The organism is Kitasatospora sp. NPDC001309 (assembly GCF_042896295.1).
GTDB lineage: Bacteria > Actinomycetota > Actinomycetes > Streptomycetales > Streptomycetaceae > Kitasatospora.
Window position 1 is genome coordinate 215841 of the sequence record NZ_JBIAXC010000003.1, and the last position, 25902, is coordinate 241742.

The 25902-nt window shown below is 74.5% G+C and carries 22 protein-coding genes and 1 pseudogene; 11 read left to right on the forward strand and 12 right to left on the reverse strand.

From position 1 onward, the window contains the following. Positions 1-35 precede the first annotated feature (35 nt). From ACFY2K_RS04855 to ACFY2K_RS04865, 3 genes are all read left to right on the forward strand, one after another. Positions 36-3290, forward strand: a complete 3255-nt coding sequence (locus ACFY2K_RS04855) for an amino acid adenylation domain-containing protein (protein WP_380530790.1) — start codon at positions 36-38, stop codon at positions 3288-3290. Then, positions 3287-4135, forward strand: a complete 849-nt coding sequence (locus tag ACFY2K_RS04860) for a leucyl/phenylalanyl-tRNA--protein transferase (RefSeq protein WP_387709612.1) — start codon at positions 3287-3289, stop codon at positions 4133-4135. Before ACFY2K_RS04855 ends, ACFY2K_RS04860 begins: the two co-directional genes overlap by 4 nt. Before the next feature lie 78 nt (positions 4136-4213). Continuing rightward, a complete protein-coding gene (locus ACFY2K_RS04865) occupies positions 4214-5827 on the forward strand; it encodes a hypothetical protein (RefSeq protein ID WP_387709614.1) in 1614 nt (537 codons plus the stop codon). Between the two features lie 84 nt (positions 5828-5911). On the opposite strand, the gene ACFY2K_RS04870 is transcribed toward ACFY2K_RS04865, so the two are convergent. Beyond that, a complete protein-coding gene (locus ACFY2K_RS04870) occupies positions 5912-7141 on the reverse strand; it encodes a serine hydrolase domain-containing protein (protein ID WP_380530793.1) in 1230 nt (409 codons plus the stop codon). 271 nt (positions 7142-7412) lie between these two features. Here ACFY2K_RS04870 and ACFY2K_RS04875 point away from each other — a divergent pair, with 271 nt between their 5' ends. After that, positions 7413-8156, forward strand: coding sequence for a helix-turn-helix domain-containing protein (locus tag ACFY2K_RS04875; RefSeq protein WP_387709616.1), 744 nt, complete (start codon positions 7413-7415; stop codon positions 8154-8156). Positions 8157-8159: 3 nt separating this feature from the next. Here the strand turns inward: ACFY2K_RS04875 and ACFY2K_RS04880 are convergent, their stop codons facing one another. Both ACFY2K_RS04880 and ACFY2K_RS04885 read right to left on the reverse strand, forming a co-directional pair. Then, entirely contained in the window at positions 8160-8369 is a 210-nt protein-coding gene (locus ACFY2K_RS04880; protein WP_380642717.1) for a cold-shock protein, read from the reverse strand. A 278-nt stretch (positions 8370-8647) separates the two neighbouring features. Continuing rightward, positions 8648-9703 carry a helix-turn-helix transcriptional regulator gene (locus tag ACFY2K_RS04885; protein WP_380530784.1) on the reverse strand — a complete coding sequence of 352 codons (1056 nt, stop codon included), beginning with the start codon at positions 9701-9703 and terminating at the stop codon, positions 8648-8650. Positions 9704-9978: 275 nt separating this feature from the next. On the opposite strand from ACFY2K_RS04885, the gene ACFY2K_RS04890 reads away from it, so the two are divergent. After that, entirely contained in the window at positions 9979-11265 is a 1287-nt protein-coding gene (locus ACFY2K_RS04890) for a thioester domain-containing protein (RefSeq protein ID WP_387709618.1), read from the forward strand. Positions 11266-11337: 72 nt separating this feature from the next. Here ACFY2K_RS04890 and ACFY2K_RS04895 read toward each other — a convergent pair whose 3' ends face one another. Further along, a complete protein-coding gene (locus ACFY2K_RS04895) occupies positions 11338-12435 on the reverse strand; it encodes a trypsin-like serine peptidase (protein ID WP_380587040.1) in 1098 nt (365 codons plus the stop codon). 146 nt (positions 12436-12581) lie between these two features. Between ACFY2K_RS04895 and ACFY2K_RS04900 the strand changes: the two genes are divergently transcribed. Next, positions 12582-13340 carry a serine hydrolase gene (locus tag ACFY2K_RS04900; protein WP_380523093.1) on the forward strand — a complete coding sequence of 253 codons (759 nt, stop codon included), beginning with the start codon at positions 12582-12584 and terminating at the stop codon, positions 13338-13340. A gap of 102 nt (positions 13341-13442) precedes the next feature. Here ACFY2K_RS04900 and ACFY2K_RS04905 read toward each other — a convergent pair whose 3' ends face one another. The 7 genes from ACFY2K_RS04905 to ACFY2K_RS04935 all read right to left on the reverse strand — a co-directional run bounded on the left by ACFY2K_RS04905 (position 13443) and on the right by ACFY2K_RS04935 (position 20898). Continuing rightward, a complete protein-coding gene (locus tag ACFY2K_RS04905) occupies positions 13443-13862 on the reverse strand; it encodes a DUF2690 domain-containing protein (RefSeq protein WP_380523094.1) in 420 nt (139 codons plus the stop codon). A 231-nt stretch (positions 13863-14093) separates the two neighbouring features. Then, positions 14094-15227: an FAD-dependent monooxygenase gene (locus tag ACFY2K_RS04910; RefSeq protein WP_380587038.1), complete on the reverse strand. Its 1134-nt coding sequence runs from the start codon at positions 15225-15227 to the stop codon at positions 14094-14096. A gap of 47 nt (positions 15228-15274) precedes the next feature. Further along, a complete protein-coding gene (locus ACFY2K_RS04915; protein WP_380523097.1) occupies positions 15275-15889 on the reverse strand; it encodes an ATP/GTP-binding protein in 615 nt (204 codons plus the stop codon). Positions 15890-15892: 3 nt separating this feature from the next. Continuing rightward, positions 15893-16258, reverse strand: coding sequence for a DUF742 domain-containing protein (locus ACFY2K_RS04920; protein WP_375895482.1), 366 nt, complete (start codon positions 16256-16258; stop codon positions 15893-15895). 104 nt (positions 16259-16362) lie between these two features. Further along, entirely contained in the window at positions 16363-16809 is a 447-nt protein-coding gene (locus ACFY2K_RS04925; protein ID WP_375895420.1) for a roadblock/LC7 domain-containing protein, read from the reverse strand. Then, complete coding sequence (locus ACFY2K_RS04930) at positions 16809-19706, reverse strand: nitrate- and nitrite sensing domain-containing protein (protein WP_387709622.1); 2898 nt, start codon at positions 19704-19706, stop codon at positions 16809-16811. Before ACFY2K_RS04930 ends, ACFY2K_RS04925 begins: the two co-directional genes overlap by 1 nt. Before the next feature lie 502 nt (positions 19707-20208). Beyond that, a complete protein-coding gene (locus ACFY2K_RS04935; protein WP_380523166.1) occupies positions 20209-20898 on the reverse strand; it encodes a FadR/GntR family transcriptional regulator in 690 nt (229 codons plus the stop codon). A 290-nt stretch (positions 20899-21188) separates the two neighbouring features. Here ACFY2K_RS04935 and ACFY2K_RS04940 point away from each other — a divergent pair, with 290 nt between their 5' ends. From ACFY2K_RS04940 to ACFY2K_RS04960, 5 genes and pseudogenes are all read left to right on the forward strand, one after another. Beyond that, the gene (locus tag ACFY2K_RS04940; RefSeq protein WP_387709624.1) at positions 21189-22946 is read left to right on the forward strand and encodes a 2-isopropylmalate synthase; all 1758 of its coding nucleotides are present in this window, start codon (positions 21189-21191) and stop codon (positions 22944-22946) included. 7 nt (positions 22947-22953) lie between these two features. After that, positions 22954-23463 carry a YbaK/EbsC family protein gene (locus ACFY2K_RS04945; RefSeq protein WP_380523101.1) on the forward strand — a complete coding sequence of 170 codons (510 nt, stop codon included), beginning with the start codon at positions 22954-22956 and terminating at the stop codon, positions 23461-23463. A 303-nt stretch (positions 23464-23766) separates the two neighbouring features. Continuing rightward, positions 23767-24153, forward strand: a pseudogene (locus tag ACFY2K_RS04950) (peptidoglycan-binding protein); the annotation flags it as partial. A gap of 12 nt (positions 24154-24165) precedes the next feature. Further along, complete coding sequence (locus ACFY2K_RS04955; protein ID WP_375892119.1) at positions 24166-24654, forward strand: peptidoglycan-binding protein; 489 nt, start codon at positions 24166-24168, stop codon at positions 24652-24654. Between the two features lie 209 nt (positions 24655-24863). Then, a complete protein-coding gene (locus ACFY2K_RS04960; protein WP_375892109.1) occupies positions 24864-25160 on the forward strand; it encodes a DUF1330 domain-containing protein in 297 nt (98 codons plus the stop codon). A 54-nt stretch (positions 25161-25214) separates the two neighbouring features. On the opposite strand, the gene ACFY2K_RS04965 is transcribed toward ACFY2K_RS04960, so the two are convergent. Then, the gene (locus ACFY2K_RS04965; RefSeq protein WP_380642689.1) at positions 25215-25889 is read right to left on the reverse strand and encodes an O-methyltransferase; all 675 of its coding nucleotides are present in this window, start codon (positions 25887-25889) and stop codon (positions 25215-25217) included. Between the last annotated feature and the right edge of the window lie 13 nt (positions 25890-25902).

Consider the following 25902-nt stretch of genomic DNA (forward strand, 5'->3'; position numbering starts at 1 on the left):
ACGCAGTCGACAGCGCACGGGGCGTACGCGCGGATGTGAGGTCCGGGCGTCACGCCGTGGTACGGAACGACGACGGCCAGTACGCGCTCTGGCCGGGGGACTTGACCCTGCCCGACGGGTGGCGCCAGGTGTACGGGCCGGACGGGCGGGAGCAGTGCCGGGCCTGGGTGGAGCGGAACGGGTCGGCCGCGCCGCGGCGCGGCGCCGCCGGTGCCCGGGCCGGCTTCGCGGACACCGTGCACGGACTGTTCCGCACCCGGGCCGCGCACGACCCGTCGGCGGTCGCCGTGGTGAGCGAGGAGGGCACGCTGAGCTACCGCGCGCTGGACGCGCACAGTGACCGGCTGGCGGCCGAGCTGCGGGCCCGGGGGGTGGGGCCGGAGCAGGTGGTGCCGGTCTGCCTGGGGCGCGGGGTGGAGCTGGTGGTGGCCTGGCTGGGGGTGCTCAAGGCGGGCGGGGCCTTCCTGCCGCTGGACCCGGCGCACCCGCAGCGGCGGCTCGCGGGGCTGGTGGCGGACTCGGGGGCGCGGGTGGCGGTCACGGACGGGCACGGGTTCGACGGGGTGGAGCGGGTGGGGGTGGACATCGGCGGTCCGGTGCCGGCCGGGGCGGAGCACGGCGCCACCGACCTCGCCACCCCCGACGACCTCGCCTACCTGATCTACACCTCCGGCACCACCGGCCGGCCCAAGGGCGTCCCGGTCACCCACCGTTCACTGCTGTTCACCCTCGACCGGGTGGTCGGCGCCTACGACCTCGCCCCCGGCGAGCGGGTGCTCCAGCTGGCCGCACTCGGCGCCGACACCGCGCTGGAGCAGGTGTTCTCGGCGCTGCTCGCCGGGGCGACGGTGGTGCTCGGCGGCCGCGACACCTGGGCGCCGACCGAACTGGTCCGCCGGCTGCCCGGGCTCGGCCTGGCGGTCGCCGACTTCACACCCGCGTACTGGCACCACGTGCTCGACCTGCTGCCGCCCGGCGGACCGGCCCCGGCCGGGCTGCGGCTGGTGGTGGTCGGCGGGGACGTGGTGCACGCCGACGACTGCCTGGCCTGCGCGGAGCGGCTGCCGGGCGTACGGCTGCTCAACGCCTACGGCGTGACGGAGGCGGCCGTCACCTCCCTGCACTGCGAACTCACCCCCGGGCTGCTGGACTCCCCGGCCGCCCACGTGCCGATCGGCCGCCCGCTGCCGGGGGTGCGGGTGCACGTGCTGGACGGGCGGCTGCGCCCGGTACGGCCCGGCGAGCGGGGGGAGATCCACCTGGGCGGGCCGGGCCTGGCCCGCGGCTACTGGGGGCAGGCCGGGCTCACCGCCGAATCGTTCCCGCCCGACCCGTACGCGCCGCTGCCCGGCGAGCGGATGTACCGCACCGGCGACGCCGGGCGCTGGCGTGCCGACGGGCAGCTGGAACTCCTCGGGCGCTTCGACGACCAGGTGAAGGTGCGCGGCCACCGGGTCGACCCGGCCGAGATCGAGGCGGTGCTGGCCGGCCACCCGGCGGTGCGGCAGGCCCGGGTCGCGGCCGACGGCAGCGCTCCGGACGGCAGCCGCCTGCTCGTCGCGTACTACACGCTCGGTGACCGGGCGGAGCGGCCGGAGGGGCTGCGGGCGTTCCTCGCGGAGCGGCTGCCGGAGTACCTCGTCCCGGCGGAGTACGTCGCACTGGAGGCCATGCCGCTCACGGCGGCGGGGAAGATCGACCGGCGCGCGCTGCCGCAGGCCCCGGTCCGGGCCGACGTGCCGGCCGTGTCCGCAGGCGAACCGGTCCCGGGCGAACCGGTCCCGGGCGAACCGGTCCCGGGCCGAGCGGCCCCGGGCCGAGCGGGCGAGGGGGAGCCGAGCGCCGTCGAGGCCGCCGTCGGCCACCTCTGGGCGGAACTGCTCGGCGCCGAACTCGTCCGCCCCGACGACGACTTCTTCGCCCTCGGCGGCACCTCGCTGCTCGCCATGGAGATGCTCGCCCGGGCCCGGATGATGTTCGGCCTGGACGTCGGCCACGTCCGCACCCTCACCCGGGCGCTGCTGCGTTCGCCCGTGCTGCGCGACTTCACCGCCGCCCTCCAGGCCGCCCGCAGCGGCACCGCCCCGGGGGAGGCCGCCGTCGACTGGCAGGCCGAGGCCCGGCTCACCCACCCCGTCGGCCAGTCCTGGAGCCCCGCGCCCTCCCGGGCCGAACCCGCCGAGATCCTGCTCACCGGAGCGACCGGCTTCTGCGGCGCCCACCTGCTGCACGAACTGCTCGCCACCACCGGGGCGCGGATCCACTGCCTGGTCCGCGCGCCGGACCAGGAACACGCCTTGGAACGGCTACGCGCCACCCAGCAGCGGTTCCTGCGGCACGACCTGGCGGACGCCCGGGTGGTTCCGCTGGTCGGCGACCTGGCCGCCGAGCGACTCGGTCTGACGGAGCCTCAGTTCGACTGGCTGGCCCGACACCTGGACGCGGTGTACCACCTCGGCGGGCTGGTCAACTTCCTCTACCCGTACCACCAGCTGCGCGCGCCCAACGTCGACGGCACCCGGGAGGTGGTCCGGCTCGCCGGACACAGCCGGGGCGTGCCCGTGCACTACCTCTCCACCCTCGCCGTGCTGGCCGGGTTCGGCGCGGCCGGCGTCCGCGAGGTCACCGAGCGCACGCCGCTGGCCCACCCCGAACGGCTCGGCGTGGGCTACGTGGAGAGCAAGTGGGTCGCCGAACAGCTGCTGCACAACGCGGCCGCGAGCGGACTGCCGGTCACCGTGCTGCGCACCAACGACGTCACCGGGGACCTCGCCACCGGGGTGATGAACACCGGCACCGAACTCTGCGCGCTGATCAAGTACTTCGCCGACAGCGGCAGCTGCCCGGACGTCCGGCTGCCGCTGGACTTCGTGCCGGCCGACCGCTTCGCCCGGGCGGTCGCCCACATCGCCGCGCACGCGCCCGCCGACGGCGAGGTCTACCACCTCACCTCGCCGAACCCGGCCGGGCTCCCCGAACTCGCCGACCGGCTCCGGGCGCGCGGCCACCGGATCGCCGAACTCCCGTACCGGCACTGGGTGCAACGGCTGGTCCGGTTCGCCGCCGGACACCCCACCCACCCCGTCACGCCGTTCGTGCCGCTGTTCGTCGACCGGGCGCCGGGCTCCCGGCTGTCCATCAGCGAGCTGTACTTCCAGCCGGTGTTCCCCCGCTTCGACCGGCTCAACACGGAAGCCGCCCTGGACGGCAGCGGCATCGAACTGCCGGACGTGGACGCCGGGTTGCTGGACCACTACCTGGCGCGGCTGACCGACGAGGGATTCCTGTGACCCGGACGGTGCCGGACTTCGACGCCCTCGACCTCCACCGCGCGCCGACGGAGGGGCCGGTGGCCTTCGGCGGGGTGCTCGGGCCGCAGACGCTGCTGTCGGCCTACCGGCGCGGACTGTTCCCGCTGCCCGCCGCCGACGACTACGCGGCCGCCTACAACGAGGCGCTGCACGGGGACGCCGTCGAGGCCGGTGAGGTGGCCCTGCTGCCCGGCGGGGAGGACCCGTACGCGCTGGCGTGGTGGTCACCCGACCCGAGGCCGGTGCTGCGGCCCGGCGCCGTCCGGCTGCCCCGCCGGCTCGCCCGGCGGCTGCGCGCCGCGGGCGGCGCGGACGGCGAGGGCGGTGCGGGCGGTGCGGGCGGTGCGGGCGGTGCGGGCGGTGCGAGTGGTGTCCCGGAGTGGTGGACGACTGCGGACCGGGCCTTCGGCGCGGTCCTCGCGGCCTGCGCCGAGGGGCGCCAACCCGCCTGGCTCACCGAGGAGTTACGGTCCGTGCTGGTCGAGCTGCACCGGCTCGGCGCGGCGCACAGCGTCGAGGTGTGGGAGGGCGGGGAGCTGATCGGCGGGGTCTTCGGGGTGGCCGTCGGGGCGGCGCTCAGCCTGGACTCGATGTTCCACCGCCGCCCGGACGCCGCCCGGATCGCCGTCGCCGACCTCGGGGCCCGGTTCGGCGCCGCGGGTGGGCGGCTGCTCGACGCCCAGTGGGACGGGCCGTACGTGCGCAGCCTCGGGGCCGAGCCGACCGGGCGCTCCCGCTATCTCGGGGAGCTCGCCGCGGCGGTCGGGGGCCTCGCGGCGGGTACACTGCCGGACGGTCGACTGCCTGTCGCGCGGCTGGTCTGACCTGCGGTTTCAGGGTGCCGGGGGATTCCGTTGGCCTGTCTTCGACAAACTTATTCCTCGTCAGTAACATGACGCCGCGTGTTCAAACCCTCGATAGGCCGGGCCGCGCCCGCAGCCCTGCTCACCCTCATCCTCGCCGGAACGGCCGCGTGCGGGCCCACCGGCTCCGGCGGCACCCCGCAGGCCGCCGTCGAACCGGCCGCCGCCACCAGCACCGCCGACACCGGCGCCACCACCGCCGGGGGCGGCCCGGCGGGCGGCGCCCCCGGCTCCGGCGCGCCCCGCGCCCGGGCCGGTGCCGCCTCCGCCCGTCCGACGCCGACCGCCGGCTCCGGCACCGGCAACGTGACGGTGGCGCCGGCCGGCGACCAGCAGGCCGCCATCGGCACCCCGGGCAAGGACGGCGGCGCGGTCACGGCCGCGACCAAGGCCCTCCAGCTCACCGCGTACGACCCGGGGAAGGGCACGGCCGTGCTCACCGCCGGTGGCGCGAGCGCGGCCCCGAGCACCTCGCCGAGCACCCCGTCGAGCGCTTCGCCGAGCGCTTCGTCGAGTGCCGTACCGACCCCTGCGCCGAGCACGAGCGCGACCCCGTCGGGCACCGCAACGACCGCCGCCACCACGACCGCCGCGGCCGCCGCCGTGCAGCCCGGCCAGCTGCTCGCCAGCCCGCCCACCGCCGCCGCCCCGCAGGGCGCCCTGGTCGCCGTCACCGGCGCCACCCCGGGAGCGGGCAACACCGTCAACCTCACCACCCGGCCCGCCACCCTCACCGAACTCCTCGGTGGCACCGAGGCGGACGGCCAGGTGCCGATCGACGTGCACGGCATCCAGGTGACCCCGCTGGTCAAGGACCTCAAGGCCACCGCCGGCATCGACGGCAACGGCCTGAAGGCCGACGCCTCCGGCACCCTGGGGATCGACGTCAAGGCCCCCGTCCCGCTGCCCGAGGGCGCGAGCCTGGACGCCTCCGGCTCCCTCCAGCTGCACCCGGCCGTCCACTTCGCCTACCACGGCGCGCAGGCCACCAGCCCGCGCACCGCCTCGATCGGCTTCGACCTGGGCGCCCAGGCGCACTGGAAGGTCACCGGCGACGTCGCCCGCAACACCGGCGCGGCCCCGATCCGGGTCCCCTTCGCCAAGCTGCAGGCCAGCCCGGTGCTGACCGTCGCGGGCCTGCCCGTCGTCGTCAACCTCGGCCTCACCTGCTACCTGGAGGTCAGCGCCGACGGCCAGGTCCACCTGGAGACCGAGCAGGACGCCACCGGCACCTGGGCCGTGCGCGCCGACTACACCGGCGGCAAGGGCTGGACCCCGGTCACCAGCGCCGACACCAAGGTGTCCCCGGTTCACGTCCGCCTCAACGGCAAGGCGTCCGTCCGCGCGGCCCTCGGCGTCGAGGCCAGCGTCGGCCTCTACGACACCGTCGGTGTCCAGGCCGCTGTCGCCCCCTACCTCAGCGCCAAGGCCGACGGCTCCCTCGCCGTCGACCTCCCCGGCAAGGGGCCCGAGGTGAAGGGCAGTTGGGCCCTGGTCGGCGGCGTCGACCTGAACGGCGCGCTGACCGCCCACCTCAAGATCTTCGGCACCCCGCTCTTCGAGAAGAGCCTGCCCTTCCCACCGTTCCACAAGGAGTGGCCCCTGCTGACCGGCTCGGCCACCCTCCCGGCCCCGAAGCCCAGCAGTAGCTGAGCCCGCCCGGAACACCTTGAGGAGTGGGAAGTCGGCGGGTCCGACCTCCCACTCCTCCTGCACACGGGCACCGGTGCCGGTGCGTCAGTCCTCGACGGCCTGGTAGACCGTCGTCCAGAAGTCGTGGATCAGTCGCGCCGAGTGCGGTACGGACATCCCGACCTGGGTGAGGAGGAGGCCGACGACCCCGTTCTCCGGGTCGGCGTACGTCGAGGTGCCGCTGCCGCCGTCCCAGCCGAACTGGCCGACCGGCGCGTAGTCGCCGCGGTAGCTGCGCACCGCCATCCCGAAGCCCCAACCGCCGTGCTGCCCCTGGCCGTACGACAGGTGGACGTTGTCGCGGGCCAGTGCGGTCCGGGCGGCGGTCTGCTCGGGGGAGAGGCGGTTGGTGGTCATCAGCTCGACCGCCGGACGGGACAGGACCCGCTCGCTCCCGTGCATCCCGTGGTTCAGCAGCATCCGGAAGTAGGCGTGGTAGTCGTCGGCGGTGGAGGCCAGGCCGCCACCGCCGCCCGGGAACGCCGGAGGGCTGCTCCACCGTCCGTCCGCGGGCTCGTCCCAGACGGTGAACTCCCCGCTCCGCGGGTCGGGGGCGTAGAGCGGGGGCAGCCGGTCGAGCTTGTCGGCCGGCACGTGGAACCCGGTGTCCGACATGCCCAGCGGGTCGAGGACGCGTTCGCGCAGGACCTCCTCGAACGGACGCCCCGTGACCCGGGCGACGAGCACACCGAGCAGGTCACTGGCGATGTGGTACTGCCAGCCCTCGCCGGGCTGGTGCATCAGCGGGAGCGTGCCGAGGCGGCGCAGCCACTCGTCGGGCTCGGGCATCGGCACCGGCAGATCGGGCGTGAGCCCCTGCTCGAAGACCGCGTTCATGATCGGCGTGCCCAGCGCGGTCAGATCCATGCCGAGCCCGAAGGTGCTGGTCAGCACGTCGCGCACGGTGATCGGCCGCTTGGCCGCGACCGTGTCGTCCAGCGGGCCGTCGGGTCGCTTGAGCACCCGCCGGTCGGCGAGCTCCGGCAGCCACTGCTCCACCAGGTCGTCCAGCCGCAGTTCACAGGTGTCGAGCAGGGCCACCGCGGCCGCCACCGAGACCGGCTTGGACGTCGAGGCCATCCGGAAGACCGTGTCCCGGCGCATCGGGGCGCCCCCGCCGTGCTCCATCGTCCCGAGCGCTTCGACGTGCGCCTCCCCGCCCCGGCTCACGAGGGCGACGACCCCCGGGATCCGGCCGGAGTCCACGTGGCGCGCCAGCACGTCGTGCACCCGGCGCAGTCCCGCTTCCGAGAAGCCGCTGTTGCTCCTGGCCATGACCATGGTGGATCTCCCCCTGCATGAGTGTTCGGTGATTGCTGAACAATGTCGAAGCTACATTGCGTTCAGAAAATCGTCAACGACGTTGGAGTGGCAAGATTGGCTGCAAATGCTGGGAAGTGAGGGCCTTCATTGCAATGGCTATGGCGCTGAATGCAATGGATGACGGGAGTGGGCATTGCAATGGGGTGGCGGTGAACGCATACTGCGGAGCGGAACCGCGCGGAGTGCGCGGAGTGTGCGGACGGACGGGAAGGAGCGGCAGCTGATGCCCGGAGGCAGGCTCACCGACGAGGAGCGCCGGACCATCGCCGAGGGGCTGGCCGAAGGCCTCGGCTACGGCGGGATCGGGCGACGGCTCGGGCGCCCGGCCTCGACCGTCCTGCGGGAGGTCACCCGCAACGGCGGTCCCGAGGACTACCGGGCCGACCAGGCGCAGGAGTCCACCCGGGACCGCGCGCGCCGCCGGAGGCCGGAGCGTCCGCCGGAGCCGGCGGCTCCCGACGACGGTGGCGGGCGCGATCCCCGGCAGCTCCGGGAGTTCGAGGAGTTCTTCACCGCGCTGCTCGAACGGCAGGGGCTGCCCAGGATGGCGGCCCGCGTGCTGGCCTGCCTGTGCGTCGCCGACTCCGGTGCCGCCACCGCCGCGGAGCTGGTCGGCCGCCTCCGGGTCAGCCCGGCCTCCGTCTCCTCCGCCGTCAACTTCCTCGAACAGCAGGGGATGGTCCGGCGCGAGCGCACACCCGGCGAACGCCGCGAGCGCTACGTCATGGGCGACGACATCTGGCTCCGCTCCGCCCTCGCCGCGCTGCGGATGAACGAGGAACTGATCGCGGCGACGCGGCGCGGGGCGGAGGTCCTCGGTCCGGCCACCCCGGCGGGTGCCCGCTTCGACGCCTCTGCGGAGTTCCTGCTGCTGATGAGCGAGGCCCTGCACCTGGTGCTGGAGCGCTGGAACGGGCGACGGGGGGAGGAGTGGGAAGTCGGCCCCGCCGACTTCCCGCTCCGGTGATCCTCAGCCGAACGGGATGACGTCGACGGCCTGCGGACCCTTGGGGCCCTGTACCACCTGGTACTCGACCCGCTCGCCCTCTCTCAGGCTCAGGAAGCCGCTGCCGACAACGGACGAGTAGTGGACGAAGATGTCCGGGCCGGGGACGTCCGGCGTGATGAAGCCGTACCCCTTCTCGGTGCTGAACCACTTCACGGTGCCGAGGTTGACCAGGGCGCGCTGGCTCCGGGCGGACGGCGCGGCCGCCGCCCATCCCGGGGCGGCGGCCGCCAGCAGGGTGCCGAGGGCGAGCAGGGGAACGCACACCAGGGCTGCCGTGCGGGCACGAGGGGTGGGACGGGTCATCGCAGGTCTCCTGTCGGGGTCCGGGGTCCGGGGTCCGGTCCGGGTGTCCGGGGAGCCGAGGCCGGGTCCGACCGGCTCCGCGGCCATGGTCGGGCGCGCTGCGGTCCGCTGCCCGGCGGCTGTGCGCCGAGTAGCCGTACGTACGGTCAGATCCAGTTCCGGTTCCGGGCGGCCAGCGCGGCCTGGAAGCGGTTCGGGGCGTCCAGGCGGCGCATCAGTGCGGCGACGTGGCCGCGGTAGGTCCGCAGCGACATGTCCAGGGCGCGGGCGCCGGCCTCGTCCTTGTCGACCCGGGCCATGGTCCGCAGCACCTCCCGCTCGACCCCGCTCGGCAGCCGCTCCCCGATGCCGCAGGACTGCGACCAGCGGCGCTCGAACAGGGCCAACAGGTGGGACAGCAGGCCCGGTTGGCGGATGACCAGGGCGCCCCGGGTGATGTCCTGCGGGTCGGTGGCCACCAGGGCGGTGCGGCGGTCGAAGACCACCATCCGTTCCAGCGGTGCGGCGGTGCCGCGGACCTCGGCGCCCTGTTCGGCCAGTTCGGTCGCGAAGCGGCTGATCCGGTGGCTGTCGAGGGCGCTGGCGTGCAGGATGGTCCGCATCCGCAGGCCGCGCCGCAGGTACTTGAGGTCGGAGGCCCGGACGGCGTCGAGGGCGGCGGAGATGATCGGCCCCGGGTGGGTGGTGAGCCGTTCCTCGCGGGCGAAGAACGACAACTCGTCGACGCAGGCGATCACTTGGTCGATGCCCTCGACGTACCGGAGCTCGCCGCTCGCCCCCTGCCGCCCCGCCCGCTGCCTCCCCGCCCGCTGGTCCTCCAGCAGGCCGTCCACCAGGTGGCGAGCGGAGACGACCCGCCGGATCTCGTCCTGGAGCCCGTCGAGCCGGCGCCGGGCCAGCCGTTCGACGGCGGCCTGCGGGTCGACGCCGTCGAAGGCGGGTCGGCCGCGCACGGCGGTCGCCAGGCCGAGCTCGCGGAGCCCGGTCACGGCGGCCCGGGCGGCGTCGTGGTCGAGTCCGCAGGCGAGGGCGATCGCGGCGATTCCGATGCCGGGGGAGCGCAGGAGCAGCCGGTAGACCGACTCCTCCCGGGCGCTGACGCCCAGTACTGCCAGTGCGTTGCCTTCCACGCGGGTGCCCTCGGAGATCGTCGGAGCGGAGACGGCGGCCCGGGTCGGGGCGCCGCAGGAGAGAGCGTCCAACAGTCGCCGGGGGCTCCCCAGGGACCTCCGCCCCGATCGGGCGGGACCAACGTCCCGGGGGTCGCAGGAAGTTGCAGCCGAGTGGTGCAGGCAGTGCCGGTCGGAACCGGGCGTCGGCCGGGCCGGGCGCCGCTAGGTTCGTTCGTGTCCGCAGGGGCAGGCCCGGGACCGCTCGCCGTGGTTGCGGATGCCGGTCGGGTGGGCCGCCGAGCCATAGGCCGGGCCTATGGGTGCATAGAGCGGGCCCCGGAACTCACACAGGAGAAGAACCAGCAGTGAAGTGGAAGCACGCAGTTCGTGCGGCGGCCGCCGTGCTCGCGACCGGAGTGCTGGCGGTCGGGGGGCTCGCGCCGACGGAGGCCGCCGGTGCGGACGGGCCCGCTGTTCACCCCGCGCACGTGTCGGCCAGCAAGCTCGTCGGCCGTGGTGAGTTCGTGTCCTTCGGCGACAGCGAGGGGGACGGGGCCGAAGGAGGCCTGATGGAGCTGAGGACCTTGGATCCTCCGACCGTCGTGTTCGGCTACTCCCTCGACGCCCGGGGCACGATGAAACTCGGTTCGCCGTACGAGGTGGGCCGGACGTCCGACGTGCCGACGTTGAAGGGCCGGGCCGGGAAGGTCAGTTGGATCATGCAGCACGGGTACCCGTCGGTCACCGCCGGTGAGCTCGGGAAACTCGTGCAGGGCGAGCTCACGGCGTCGCAGGCAGCCGTGGCGACCCAGGCCGCCATCTGGCGCCTCACCAACAACGTCAAGGGGGTCGTGAACAGCCCCGTGCCCGACAGGCTCGTCGACTACCTCGTCTCGCACGCCGTCGATGTCGAGGAACCGGCCGCTCCGCTGGCCCTCGTTCCCGGCACGGTGACCGGGAGCGCCGGGTCGCTGCTCGGGCCGATCACGGTCACCACCACCGGCGATCAGGCTGCCGGGCTCCTCGACCCGGCAGCGGTCGCGGCCGGTGTCGTGCTCACCGACCGGGCGGGCAACGTCCTCTCGGACGGCGACGGCGCGTTGATCCGCCCGGCCGGAAACGGTGACCCGCTCTTCGTGAAGGTCCCGGCGGGCGCGAAGCCGGGCAGCGGAACCGTCAGCGTGGCGGGGCTGGTGCCGGCCCGGGCGGGCCTGGTGGTCGTCAGTCCGGACAGCGAGCCCGTGATCCTCGCAGGCCTCAACAAAGTTCACACCATCACGCGAGCGGCGGTGAGTTGGACCGCGGCCACCTCCTCGCCCTCGCCCACGTCCTCGCCGGTGCCCACCTCCTCGCCGTCCCCGACCACGACCCCGAGCGACTCGGCGAGCCCGACGGCAACACCGACCACGACGTCCGGCCCGAGCCCGAGCGCGAGCCCGAGTGCGACGTCCGGTCCGAGTGCCACGTCGGGCCCGAGCCGGAGCCCGGCCCCGAGCGGGAGCCCCTCGGCGACCCCTGGGGGGGCACTCGCCTCCACCGGGGCCGGGGACGGCGTCGGGTTCGCGGCCGCGGCCGGTATCGGGCTGCTCCTGGTCGGCGGTGTGCTGGTCCTGCTCCACGAGCGCCGTCGGCGCCGCCGTAACGGCGCCTGAGCGCGGGGCGCCCCGGAGTGGGAAGTCGGCCGGTCCGACCTCCCACTCCAGTCCGCTGTCCTCCCGTACGGCTCAGCCGTCGGCCCGGGCGCCCTGGGCGGCCTGGTACAGCGGTTTGGTGATCGCGGAGGTGAACTGCGGGCCGACCAGGTGCCGGGTGCACAAGGGAGTGCCGCGCTCGCAGACCTGGCCCGAGGAGTCGAAGAAGCCCGCCTGGGTGTTGTCGCCCACCACGGTGCCGATCCCGGCGGACGGGTCGAAGTCGGCGATGCGGGGACCGCCGCTGGAGCCGCCGCCCATGACGCAGGGGGCGCCCCACAGGCCCCGGGGCTCCGGGTGGTCCTTGGTGCCGGGGTACTCGAGGGTCTGCCCGGTGCAGTGGGCGAGCCTGGCCCCGGTGAACTCGGGCAGGCCCGAGCGCGCGGGATCGCCCGAGGACTCCCGCGGATAGCCGAACTGGTGGACCGTGGCGTTGCCCGGCCGGTCGAAGCCGATCCGCTGTGCGGCGCCGACGGCGTCCTGGACGCGCCGGCCCTCGGCGTTGCGGTTCAGGACCAGGAACGCCTGGTCGTAGGCGTCGAACCGCAGGCCGTTCTGCTGGTCGTCGAGCAGCCAGGTGGTGTCGGCGATCCCGGCCCGGGCGACGAACTTGCCGTACGGGGCGAGGCCGTCGTGGTAGCCGGGGACGAACATCTCGTTCGACAGCCACTCGTTGTTGTCACCGAGGAGGTCGGTGCTGTTGACGCAGTGCGCCGCCGTGACGACGGTGCTGCGGTTCGCGCTGTTCACGACGGTCGCGGTGCAGCTCTCGTCCTCACCGTGGTTGGTGAAGAAGAGCCTGCCCACTGTTCTGCTCAGGGTGTCGGACCCGGTCCACGGGCCGCCGTCCGGGCCGCTCCTGGGCGGGTTGCCGGAGGACGGCTGGTTCAGGGCGGCCATCCGTTCCGGGGTCCAGTACGCCAGGACGGCCTGCTGCTGCGCGGCCGTGACCGCCGACGGGTGGACGGCGACCCGGCTCGTGGCGGCGCCGGTCGCCGGGTCGGCCGTCGCGCCGTCCACCGGGTCGGCTGCGGCGGGTGCGGCCAGCGCGAGCCCGGCCGCCAACACGGCGGTCGTCAGGGCGAGGTGAGTGCGTGTCCGGTTCCTGGTCCGGTCATGTGTGGGTGACATGGACGGCACTGTAGGAACGGGAGGTCAGGTTCACGTCCGGGGAGCGTCTCATCCGTCCATCGATCACGTCAGGTTCCGCCGGAGAGCGTCTCGTTCGTGTATCGGCGGTCACCGGTTCCGGGGCGGACATCCCCTACTCTTCCTCCATGCTGTCTGTGGTGGTGGCCCCCTGGGCGGGCGACGCGGAGCCGGTCCTGCTGCGCGCGCCGGACGAACTGCACGACGCCGCGAGCACGATGAAGGTCGCGGTCCTGGCGGCGCTGGCCCGCGGCGGGGTGGACCTCGACGCCGAGGTGCCGGTGGTGAACCGCTTCGAGTCCGTCGTCGGCGGGGAGTTCGGCAACGATCCCGACTGGGACAGCGATCCGCTGCCCTGGGAACTGCTGGGCACCCACGTGCCGCTGCGGCTGCTGGCCGAGCGGATGATCACCCACTCCTCCAACCTGGCCACCAACCTCTGCCTGGCCCGCACCGACCAGCGGACGGTGGCCGAGGTGTGGCGCCGGGCGGGGGCCACCCGCAGCTCCAGCCCGCGCGGGATCGAGGACTACGCGGCGCGCGCGGCGGGCGTGCACAACCGGGTGAGCGCCCGTGACCTGGTCCGCCTGCTGCACTCGCTCGCCGACGAGCCGGAGTTGCTGGCGCTGCTGGAACGCAACGACTACCGGGTCGACCTCGCGGCCGGTGTCCCGCCGGGCACCCGGATCGCGTTCAAGAACGGTTGGGTGCCCGGCGCCCGGCACTGCGTCGGCCTGGTCCACCCGTACGACTGCCCGCCCTACCTGATCGCCGTCTGCTACACCGGCCCGCTCGCCGACGGCACCGACCGCACCGACCCGGCGGCCCGCCTGCTGGCCCGGATCTCGCGGGCGGTCTGGCAGCGGCGCAAGGAGATCACCCGCTGATCGCGGGCATCGGCGTGCCGTCCGGTTTTCCAGGCGGCGACGATCCGGTAGTCCCAGCCGCGGTCCCCGTCAGGGGGACCGCGGCGCGCGGGTCGGGTCGGGTCAGGACCAGAGGGTGGAGGAGGCCATGGTGCCGTCGGGCCGGTAGTCGGCGGCGTAGGCGTAGATGTCGGCGTCGTTGACCATCGCGGTGTAGACCGTCCCGCCCGAGCTGCCGGCGGTGACGGTCCGCTCCTCGTTGTTGGTGTTGCGGACGACGTACTTGTGGCCCGCGCTGGTGCCCTTCATCCGGGCCCAGACGGCGCGGCAGGTGCGGCTGTAGCGCAGTTCGACGCCGGTGTCGGCGGTCAGCAGCGTGGTGGCGTCGTTCTGGCAGACGGTGCTCGCCGGGTCCAGGCCGGTGCAGCTGGCCGCGTAGCAGGTGGTCGCGGCCGAGGCGGGGGCCGAGCCGAGCGCGATGCCGGACAGGGCCAGGGCCAGGGTCGAGCCGATCATCGCTGCCTTGCGGGTGATGGGGCGCATCGTGTGTTCCTCGTCCTCGGGTGCTGGATCCGTACGGGGCCCGACTATCCGGCCCGGACCCGGTGTCCCGCTACGCCTTGGGATCCCCGGGACGTCCCGTCCCCGTCCAGGGATCGCACCCGGGAACCGCGTCCGAGGACAGGACCCGGGACAGCGGCCGAGGAGCGCGAACGGCCGCGCCCCGCCGGACGGTTCCGGCAGGGCACGGGGTCACGACGCGAGGCGACCGGCTCAGTACGGCTTGACGAGGACGTGCGCGGCGCCCGGGATGCCGATCTTGAGCAGCTCGTCCTCCTCCGGGGTGGTCGGCGTGCCGGTCTCCTGCTTGAGGACGGCGCGGGACAGCGACTGCACCCACATGGCGCGCGGGCGGCGGCGCGCCTCCCAGGCGGTGAGGGCGGCCGGGACGTCGGACGCCGCGTCGAGGCTCTCGGCGAGGACGAGGGCGTCCTCGACGGCCATCGCGGCGCCCTGGGCGAGGTGCGGGGTGGAGGCGTGGGCGGCGTCGCCGGCGAGGACGACGCGGCCGACGTGCCAGGGCTCCTCGACGGTGACCTGGGAGATCCGGGAGTAGACCACGGCGGCCGGGTCGGTGACCTGGGCGAGGGCCTCGGCGATGGGGCCGCCGAAGCCGGCCAGCCGCTCGTGGAGCTGCTCGTGGGCGCGCTCCGGGTCCGGGCGGAAGTCCTCGGCCTCGGCGAACACCGAGCCCAGGTACATGAGTTCCTCGCTGATCGGGGTGAGCAGCGCCTTGGCCTTCAGGTTGCCGGCGGACATCACCACGCCCTTGACCTCGGGCGAACGCGGCAGGGTGACGCGCCAGTTGGCGAAGCCGGTGTACTCGGGGGCGTACCGGTCGCCGTACAGGTGCCGGCGCAGCGGCGAGCCGATGCCGTCGAAGCCGACGACCAGGTCGTAGCGGCCGCCGTGGCCGTCGGTGAGGGTGACGTCGACCCCGGTGCCGTCGTCGGTGAGCTCCGAGATCGTGGTCCCGAAGCGGACCTCGGCGCCGGCCGAGGTGGCGGCGGCGGCCAGTACCCGGGCCAGGGCGGGGCGCGGTATGCCGTTGTTGGAGGGGGCGTCGCCCATCCGGGGCTGGGGGATCTGCGCGAGGGTGGTGCCGGCCGGGTCGCAGATGGTCAGCACCTCCCACTCGAAGCCGACGGCGAGGCACTCGTCCAGCACGCCGATCTCGCGCATCACGTGCAGGGCGTTGGACGGCTGGATGATGCCGACGCCCAGGGCCTCCAGCCCGTCGCGCAGTTCGGCGACGTCGACGTGGTGGCCGCGCCGGGCGAGGGCGGTGGCGAGGGTGAGGCCGCCGATGCCGCCGCCGTGGACGAGGACGCGCAGGGGTGTGGTCATGGAAGGGTGCTCCAGAGTACGGGGCTCGAGCGGGGGCTCGAACGGGCTCAGCCGACGGGGGTGGCGGCGAGGTCCATCAGGTGGTCGACCAGGGCGAGCAGCAGGTCGCGGCCGAAGCCGCGCTCGCGTACGTCGCCGATCAGCATCGGGACCTGCGGGTCGAGGTCGAGGGCGGCCCGGATCTCCTCCGGGGTGCGGGTGTTGTGGCTGTGGAAGCAGTTGATGGCGACCACGAACGGGATGCCGCGGCTCTCGAAGAAGTCGATCGAGGCGAAGCTGGTGTCGAGCCGCCGGGTGTCGGCGATGACGATGCCGCCGAGGGCGCCGTTGACCAGGTCGTTCCACATGAACCAGAAGCGCTCCTGGCCGGGCGTGCCGAACAGGTAGACCACCAGCTCGGGGCTGACGGTGATCCGGCCGAAGTCGAGGGCGACGGTGGTGGTGTCCTTCTGGTCGACGCCGTCCAGGTCGTCGACGCCGACGCTGGCCGTGGTCAGGTACTCCTCGGTGCGCAGCGGGGTGACCTCGCTGACCGAGCCGACCAGGGTGGTCTTGCCGACGCCGAAGCCGCCCGCGATCAGGATCTTGACCGCGGCGGGGGCGGCGGGGGCGGCGGGGGCCGCGGAGGCGGCAACGGGTGCGGGGGAGTGGGGTGTTGCCATGGTTCAGAGTCTCCGGAGTCCTTCGCGTACGGCCGTGAGCAGGCCGAGGTCCACGCCCCCGGCGGCGCGGGCGACCGAGAGGGGTGCCCGGGCCTTCAGCAGGCCCTGGGCGACGAGGTCGCCCAGCAGGATCTTGGTGACCGAGACCGGGAGGTCCAGGCCGGCCGCGACCTCGGCGACGGCGGCCGGGCGGCGGCAGCGGTCGAGGATCAGCCGGTGTTCGGGCTGGAGGCCGCGGGCGCCGGTGCGGCTGCCCCGCGCCAGGGCCGCGTCGGCCTCCTCCTCGGCCGTGGTGAGCACGGTGATCAGGGTGAGGTCGTCGCGCTCGGGCGCGGTCCGGCCGCGGGTGATGGTGTACGGGCGGACCATGACGCCGGTCTCGTCCTCGGCGTACGGTTCCTCCAGCTCGCTCCAGTGCGGCGTCCGGCCGCGGGCCCGCGGGTCCTCCTCGCCGGTGTGCGGCCCCACCCCGGTCAGCCCCGGGTCCGGGAGGCGAAGACGTCGAAGGACGCGGGGGCGCCCTCGGCGCGGGCCGGGGTGGTGAGCTTCTGGCCGACCTGCTGCACCAGGGTGTGCATGGCGACGGACATCACCTCGGCGTCGACCTCCTGGGAGGCGACCACGGCCAGGTGGGTGCCCTGGGCGGCGGCGATGACGAACAGCCAGCACTCGGCGAGCTCGACGATCACCTGGTGTACCGGCCCGCCGTCGAAGAGCTGGCCGACGCCCCGGGCGAGCGACTGCTGGCCGGTGGCCACGGCGGCGAGGCGCTCGGCGTCGGCGCGCTCGATGGTGCGGGAGTGGCTGACCACGAGGCCGTCGTCGGAGAGCAGGACGGCGTTGCGGGTCCCGGGCACCGAGTCGACGAGTCCGTCCAGCAGCCAGTCCAGGTCCTGGTGGGTGGCGATCGTGCGGTTCATCACTGGTCATCCGTTCGTGTGGTTCGGGGGTCCGCGGCCGGCAGGGCCCAGGGGGAGGGCGCCGACGCGGGGGCGGGGGGACCGGCGGGCGGAGCGGGGGGAGCCGGCGGGGTGGGGCGGGCGGGCAGCGGGTGTTCGCCGCTGTCCTGGGAGCGGGCGGCGCGGGACTGCCGCTGGAAGGCGCCGATGGTGGCGCCGGAACGGCGGACGGGCCGTTCGGCGCGCTCGGGGTGCTCGGGACGCTCGGCGCCCTGGGGGTGCCCGGACGGGGCGGCGGCGGGCTGCCCGGCGCCGGGCAGCCCGGCCGCCGGGTCGACCCACTCCTGCCGGGTCGGCGGGGGCACCCGCAGCTCGGCGGCCAGGCTGGCCTGGCGGACGCGCTGGGGCAGCGGCGGCTGGCCGCCCTCGACCTGGCTCACCGGCACGGCGGAGGGGTACTCGCGGTGCCGGCGCCGCTCGGCCAGCCGGTAGTGGTCGGCCGGGCGGTACTGCTCGTCGGCGTACGGGGCCTCGGCCTCGGTGACCCGGGCGTAGGCGATGTCCGGGTAGGCGGGGGCCTCCGGCGCGGGGGTGGCGGTGCCGGTGGCGGGCTGCGCCCCGGCCGGTGCGGCGGCGTAGGCCGGGGCCGGGTCGACGGGGGAGCTGTGCTGGATCGGCTGCTCGTACGACGGCGCCTGCTCGTACGGCTGCGGCGACGCCTGCTGATGGGACTGCGCCGGGAACGGGGCCTCCGGGAACGGCGCTTCCGGGAATGCCGCTTCCGGGAATGCCGCTTCCGAGAACGGTGGTTCCGGGAGCGGGGCTTCCAGCGGCCCCGGCTCCTGGAAGGCCGGCGCGACGCACCGCGCCGGAGCGACGGTCGCGACCGGTGCGCCGACGCCGGCCCCGAGGCCGACCCCGCCGACCCCGACCGGCAGCTGCTCGAAGGAGTCCACCGGTGCGACCGGCGGCCCGACCGCGACGGTCGGCTGGGCCGCCTCGTCGGAGGCGGAGCGCACCGCCCGGCGGGAGCGCCGGACCAGCGGGATGGGTTCGACGGGGGCGGCGTCCGGGAGTCCGGCGTCGCCGTCGATGACCAGCTCGTCGGGGACGAGCACGACCACCCTGGTGCCGCCGAAGGCGGACGGCCGGAACTCGATCCTGAGTCCGGTGAGCGAGGCGAGCCGGGCGACGACGTGGAAGCCGAGCCGGATGTCGTCGGCCCGGGCGAGCACGTCGGTGCGCGGCGGGCGGCTCATCAGCTCGTTGGCCGCGTCGTACTGTTCCGGGTCCATGCCGAGGCCGCGGTCCTCGATCTCGACCGCGAGGCCGCGGCCGACCATGGCGGCCCGGACCTCGACCGGGGTGGGCGGCTTGGAGAAGGTGGTGGCGTTCTCCATCAGCTCGGCGAGCACGTGGGCGACCGGCCCGACGGCCCGTTCGGAGAGCCAGGGGTGGCCCTCGACGTCGATCATGATCCGCCGGTAGTCCTGCACCTCGCCCTGGGCGGAGCGCAGCACGTCCAGCAGCGGGACGGGCTTGCGCCAGCGCCGCTGGGGCTGGCCGCCGGCCATGATGACGAGGTTCTCCTCGTAGCGGCGCAGGCGGGCGGTGAGGTGGTCGAGGTCGAACAGGCCCTCCAGGACCTCCGGGTCCTCGTGCTTGCGCTCCAGTTCGTCGAGCTTGCGCAGCTGGCGCCCGATCAGCAGCTGGGTGCGGCGGGCGATGCGCTGGAGCAGCCGTTCGAAGCCGCGGTGCTGGTCGGCCTGCCGGACGGCGGCCTCCAGGGCGGCGGAGCGGGCCAGGTTGAGGGCCTGGCCGAGGCGGGCGAGTTCGTCGGTGCCGTTGCCGTGCTCGCCGGTGGTGACGGCGCGGCTCGCGGCCTCGGTGTCGACCTGTTCGCCGCGGCCGAGGCGGTCGACCACCTCGGGCAGGGTGCGCTCCATCTCCTCGGCCTGGGTGTGGAGTTCCTTGATGCGGCGGCGCAGCGAGCGGCTGAGCCGCCAGGAGGCGATGACCACCGCGATGACGGTGATCAGGCCGACCACGGCGGTCAGCACGACGCGGGTGAGCAGGCCGAGGATGGTGCCCTTGCCGACCTCGACGATGGCGCCGGTGCGGGCCTCGATGGCCTTGACCAGCTGGGGGTTGAGCTGGTCGACGGCCTGGCGCCACTGGTCCTGGGCGGCGGGCAGTTTGACGGTGCCGTTGGACTCGGCGGCGGTGGGCCGGGTGAGCTGCTGCTCGACGGCGGTCTTGGCCTGCCAGGCGGGGCTGTTCATCAGGTCGTGCCAGGCGGCGGCCTCGCCGTCCGGGACGTACGGGACGACCTGGACGGTGAACAGGTGGTCCTGGGCGCCGATCAGCTGCTGGACCTGCTGGTAGTCGGCGGTGCTGAGCCGGCCGGTGGGCCAGCCGCGGGCCAGGACGGCGTCCTCGCGGGCCAGCATCTCCTTGGCCCAGAAGGAGTTGACCAGGGTCTTGGACACCCAGGTGACCTCGCCCGCGTCGACGTGGCTGAGCGCGGTGAACAGCCGCAGGTCGACGGCGATGAGGTCGGTGTAGTACGTGAAGACGGCCTGCTGGTCGAGGGCGCCCTTGTCGACGGCGGCCCGTTCCTCGGCCAGTTTGCCCATGGCCTGCCGGGCTTCGGCGACGGCGGTGCGGACGTCGTCGGGGGCGTTGTCGGCGGTCTCGCCGGACAGCGCCTGGAACTGGCGCACCGCGTCGTCGGTCAGCTGCCGCTGGTGGCGCAGCTGGTCGGCGTTGCTGCCGGGCCGGGCGAGCGCCTCGGCGCTGAGCCGGCGCTCCTCCTGGAGGTTGTAGTAGACGATGTTGGACGGCTGGCCGGCCTTCTGGGCGAGCATGCCCTGGGCGGCCTGGCGCTGGAAGTCGAAGACGGTCTCACCGCTGGTCACCGCCCAGAGAGCGACCAGGGCCAGGCTGGGGACGACGGCCAGGACGAGCAGCGCCGTCCGCAGGGACAGGCGTGGACGCCTGCGGGGGGTCTTCGGCGTCGGGGGCCGCCGATTCGCACGCGCGCGCAGAGCAGACTCCTTGGGACTGGCGGCCGGCCGGTGAGGGGCGGGCCGTCCGGGCACGGGCTTTTGACGAAGCGATACTAGCCATATCGTGTGATTGGAGTGAAAGCCCGTGTGCCACCTGCGTGGTGCTTGTGCACCAGCCGGACACAATGTCACCCCCGCGTTGACCGTCTGTGTCCGAAGCAGCCGGGTTTGCTCCTGCCTGACACAGTGTCGTCCCCACTCCGGGCCGTTGGGTGGCCGCGGTGTGAAAACTGTGTGACGCCCCCTCCGGAAGACGGCCCGCGCCCTCCGGTGGGTTCAGCGAGGGCCGCCCGCCGGTGACTTCGAGGGGAGCATCCGCCGGTGGGTTCAACGGGGCCGCCCGCCGCTGGGTTCAGTGCGGGCTGAGCAGCCGCGAGCGCGTCGACTCCAGCTCCGCCGCCAGCACCCGCCCCGCCGCCGCCGGATCGCCCTCGTGCAGCGCCCGCACCAGCTCCGCGTGCGAGTCGTACCCCTGGTTCGGATCCCCCTCGCGTAGACCGAACAGTCCGACCAGGGCCACCAGGTGCTCCCGCAGCACCGGCGCGAACTGGGCGAAGAGGTCGTCCAGGACGGGGTTGTGGGCGGCGGCGACGATCGCCGTGTGCAGCGCGATGTCGGCGTCCACGAAGACCGCGTCGTCCGCGCCGCCGGCCGCCAGGCGTGCGGCCAGTGCGGCGTCCACGGCGGCCAGGTCGGTCTCCGTGCGGCGCTCGGCGGCCAGTCGGGCGGCCTGCACCTCGACCATCGTCCGCACCTCGTAGACGTGCGCCAGCTCGGCGGCCCGCAGCCGGGTGGCCCAGTCCCCGGCGGTCGGGCGGTCGGACGTTACGAACACCCCGGCGCCCTGGCGGGCGCGCACCATCCCGGCCGCGGCGAGGGTGCGCAGCGCCTCCCGGACGGTGGAGCGGCCGACGCCCAGCTCCTTGGCGAGCGCGACCTCGCCGGGCAGCCGGCCGCCGACCGGCCACTCGCCCGACCGGATCCGCCGCTCGATCAGTTCGGCGGCCTGGGCGGCGAGGTGGGAGGGGCGGAGCGGGGGCATCGTCGTCACCTGTCAGGTTGTCTGAGGACTTCGGTCATGGTTACCCTACCCGGCATGCAGCCGTGGAGCGCTCTCCTTCTTGGTGGCCGCAGCGGGGCGTGACCTGACCGGCACCCCGCTGCGGGGCGCCGTCCTGCCGGTCCCCGGAACCAGAGCGCGGGAATCCGATCCCGATCCGATCCCGATGATCCGGGCGCGATCCCGATGATCCGATCGTGATCCCGATCCCCGATGATCCGATCCCGCTGCCCGGCTCCGGCACCCGAGTCGAGGACCCCCGAGGACGCCCGATGCGATTCCCGACCCTGCACGCCCCCGCCGGCCCCACCCCGGCCGACGCCCCCGCCTGGAACCCCCAGCGCGGCGGCGCCATGCCCTCCCACCGCTACCGCCCCGCCCACGAGCGGGTCCAGGTGCCCGCCCTGCTGCGCCGCTGGCCCGGCCGCCGGACCGAGCGGGCCCCGCTCTGGGTGCCCGTCGACCTGCGCGACGGCAACCAGGCGCTCGCCGAGCCGATGGACCCGGCGCGCAAGCAGCGGATGTTCGACCTCTTCCTGGCCATGGGCTTCAAGGAGATCGAGGTCGGCTACCCCTCCGCCAGCCGCACCGACTTCGCGTTCGTGCGCCGGCTCGCCGAGACGCCCGGGGCGGTGCCGGAGGACGTCACCGTGGTCGTCTTCACCGCCGCCCGGGCCGACCTGATCGACCGCACCTTCGAGGCCGTCGAGGGCCTGCCGCGCGTCCTCGTCCACCTCTACACCGCCACCGCCCCGCTGTGGCGGGACGTCGTCCTCGGCAAGGACCGGGCCGAGCTGCGGGCGCTGATCACCGCCGCCGCCGAACGGATGGCCCGGCTCGGGGGCGACCGGGACGGCGTGCGGTTCCAGTTCTCGCCCGAGGTGTTCAACCTGACCGAACCGGACTACGTGCTGGAGGTCTGCAACGGCCTGACCGAGCTGTGGGACGCGAGTCCCGACCGGCCGGTGGTCCACAACCTGCCGGCCACCGTCGAGATCGCCACCCCCAACGTCTACGCCGACCAGATCGAGTACCTCGACCGCCACCTGGCCCGGCGCGACAGCGTGATCCTCTCCGTCCACCCCCACAACGACCGGGGCACCGGCGTCGCCTGCGCCGAACTGGCCGTGCTGGCCGGCGCCCAGCGGGTCGAGGGCTGCCTGTTCGGCAACGGCGAGCGCACCGGCAACGTCGACCTGGTCACCCTGGCGCTCAACCTGCACACCCAGGGCGTCGACCCGATGCTCGACCTGTCCGACATCGACACGATCCGCCGCACCGTCGAACACTGCAACCGGCTGCCCGTGCACGAACGCCACCCCTACGCGGGGGACCTGGTGCACACCGCCTTCTCCGGCACCCACCAGGACGCCATCAAGAAGGGCTTCGCCCGGCACGCGCGGACCGCCGCCGAACTCGGCCTGCCCGAACGGGAGGCGCCCTGGTCGGTGCCGTACCTGCCGATCGACCCGGCCGACCTCGGGCGCGACTACGAGGCGGTGATCCGGGTCAACAGCCAGTCCGGCAAGGGCGGCATCGCCTACCTGCTGCAGAGCGCCGGCGGACTGGAGCTGCCCCGGCGGCTGCAGATCGAGTTCGCCCGGGTCGTCCAGGAGGCCGCCGACGACAGCGGGCGGGAGGTGACCGGCGAGGAGCTGTACGCGCTGTTCCGGGGCGAGTACCTGGACGCCGGTGCCGCCCGCGCCTGGCGGGTCGACGGCGGCCGGGCCGAGGTGGACGGCCGCCCGGGCCGCGGCGCCGGGCCGGTGGACGCCGTCGCGGACGCGGTGGGGGTGGAGGTGCTCTCCTTCACCGAGCACAAGGTCGGGGGCAGCCCGGACGCGATCGCCTACGTCGAGGCCCGGGCGGGCGACGGCGCGGTGGTCTGGGGCGTCGGACGCGACGCCTCGGTGCTCACGGCCGGCGTACGGGCGGTGCTCAGTGCCGCCGCCCGCGCCGCCGCCCGCGCGGCGTCCGGAACGGCGTCCGGGATGGCGTCCGGGGTGGCTTCCGGACGCGGAAAGGCATGATGGGGCGATGAGTTCACCCCTTCCCGCACGAAGCGTCGCGGTCGCCGAGGCACTGGCGGCCGCCGGCGTCACCGGTGAGATCCTCGTCCTGCCCGACTCCGCCCGCACGGCGGCCGAGGCCGCCGCCGCCCTCGGCTGCGAGGTCGGGGCGATCGCCAACAGCCTGGTGTTCACCTGCGACGGCGAACCCCTGCTGGTGATGACCAGCGGCGCCCACCGGGTCGACACCGCCCACCTGGCGGCGGAGTTGGGCGCGGGCCGGATCACCCGGGCCTCCGCCGACCAGGTCCGCGAGGCCACCGGCCAGGCCATCGGCGGCGTCGCCCCCACCGGGCACCCGGCGCCGCTGCGGACCGTCGTCGACACCGCGCTGCGGCAGTACGAGGTGCTGTGGGCGGCGGCCGGGCACCCGCACACCGTGGTGCCGATGACGTACCAGGAGCTGCTGCGGGTCACCGGCGGCGCGGCGACGGCCGTGGTGCCGCCGTCGGAGCCGAGCGCGGCGGCCGACGGCTGACGGCCGGTAGCCGGGCTCGCAACGGCCCACCGCCGTCCCGGCGGTGGGCCGTCGCCGTGCGGCGCGTCCCTGGGACGCCCGGGACGCCGGGGGCACCCGGGCCGCAGACCGGTCCCGGGGGCGGACGGCGTCCCAGGGACGGGGAAGCGCTAGCGGGACGCCGTCGGCGCCTCCTAGCGTCTCCCCACGGCGGCCGGTCGCGGCCGACGGCCGTCCGGCGCCGCCGATCCCCTCTCCTGCGCTCCGCGCTCAGTCAGTCAGTGAGGAACCGTCATGAAACGCATCTCGGCCATCGTCGCCGCGATGTTCGCCGCGCTGCTCGCGGCCGTGCTCGTCGCTCCGGCCGCCCAGGCCGCGAGCTGGCCGCTGGTCCGCAGCGGTGACCGCGGTGACAACGTCACCACCGTCCAGTACCTGCTGTCCGCCCGCGGCTTCGCGACCGGCGTCGACGGCGACTTCGGCCCCGGCACCGAGGGCAAGGTCAAGGCCTTCCAGCAGTCCGCCGGCCTGAACCCGGTCGACGGCATCGTCGGCGGCGACACCTGGTCCAAGCTGATCGTCACCGTCCGCAACGGCGACAACGGCGACGCCGTCAAGGCCCTCCAGGTCCAGCTGAACGCCCACGGCGCCGGCCTCGCCGTCGACGGTGCCTTCGGCCCCGGCACCGACGGCAAGGTGCGCGCCTTCCAGCAGAGCGCCGGCCTGAACCCGGTCGACGGCATCGTCGGCCCGGCGACCTGGGGCGCCCTGCTCGGCGGTGGCGGCAGCACCGGCGGTTCCGGCGGCGGCAGCGGTGACAAGCTCACCCAGTCGCAGGCCGCCTCGATCTTCTCGTCCGCCGGCATCACCTGGTCGTCCTCGGGCGGCTGCTCGGACCGCAACAACAGCAGCTGCACCTCCTTCGACGGCCTGCGCCGCGCCTCGGCCGACGGCGCCGTCAACTTCAAGCGGGCCAGCAACTGCGCGGTGAACATCACCGGTGGCACCGAGGCCGGCCACGCCAGCGGCACCTACAGCCACGGCACCGGCTACAAGCTGGACTTCGGCATCACGAGCTGCATCACCAACTACATCCACGGCAACTTCTCGCACAGCGGCACCCGCGGCGACGGCGCCGACCTGTGGACCGCCCCCTCCGGCAACATCTTCGCCAACGAGGGCAGCCACTGGGACGTCACCTTCATGAACTGACGCCTGCGGAGCGCTTCCTGAGCGGCGCACCTTGCTGGGGCAGGGCCACCGGAGACCCTCCGGTGGCCCTGCCCCGTCGCGTTGGGGGCGGCCTGGTACCCGGGCGCGGCCCGCCGGACCCCGCCCGCAGGGCGCCGTCCGCGACGGGGACACTGGGGTACGGGCCGTCCACCGGGCCGGCCCCTTCGCAGAGTTGACGAGGAGCCGACGTGCCCGCCCTGCTCATCCTGAACTACGACGTCACCGACCCCGAGCGCCTGGAGGCCTACCGCCAGGGCGCCGCCGCCGTCCTGCTGGGCCCCGCGGAGCTGGTCGCCAGCACCGACCGGACGGTCCACCTGGGCGAGGGCGGTCGCCCGCCCGGTGGCAGCCACACCGTCGTGCTGCGCTTCGCCGACGCCGAACAGGCCCACGCCGCTTACGCGTCGGACGCCTACCGGGGCCTGCTGGAGGAGCGCCTGGCGGCCACCGTCCCGTTCACGGCGATGATCGTGCCCGCCCTCTGACCCCGCCCCCCGACCCCTCCCTCCGTCGGGCACCGCACCGGGCACCGCGTCCGGTTACCGCACCCGGCGGACGACGGTGAAGCCGTCCCAGCCCTTGGCGCCGACCGTCTGGAGCGCCGTGGCCTCCAGGCGGTCGTCCGCGGCGATGTCCGCGAGGACGGTGCGCACGCCCCGGACCCGGTCGTCGTCGCTGTCCGGGTCCGTGACGGCGCCGTTGCGCACCACGTTGTCGATGACGATCACGCTGCCGGGGCGGGTCAGCGCCAGGGAGGCCTTCAAGTAGGCCGGGTTGCTGGGCTTGTCGGCGTCGATGAAGACGAAGTCGTACGGCTCGGTGCCGGCCTCGACCAGCTGCTCGGCCGACTTGAGCGCGGGGCCGGTGCGGAGGTCGACCCGCTCGGCGACGCCCGCCCGGCGCAGGTTGTCGGCCGCGACCGCGGCGTTCTGCGGCTCCAGCTCCAGGGTGGTGACGTGGCCGTCCCCGCCGACGGCGCGGGCCAGCCAGATCGTGCTGTACCCGGCCAGCGTGCCGAACTCCAGCACCCGCCGGGCGCCGCTCATCCCGCACAACAGGGCCAGCAGCTTCCCCTGGTTCGCCGCGACCTCGGCCTGCGGCATCGTCGTCGCCCCGCCGGACCGCCGGGCGTGCACCAGCGCCTCGTCCTCGGGGACGAGGGTGTCGACGAAGTAGGCGTCGACCTCGCGCCAGGCCTGTTCGGATGCGTACATGCCGTCGTTCCTC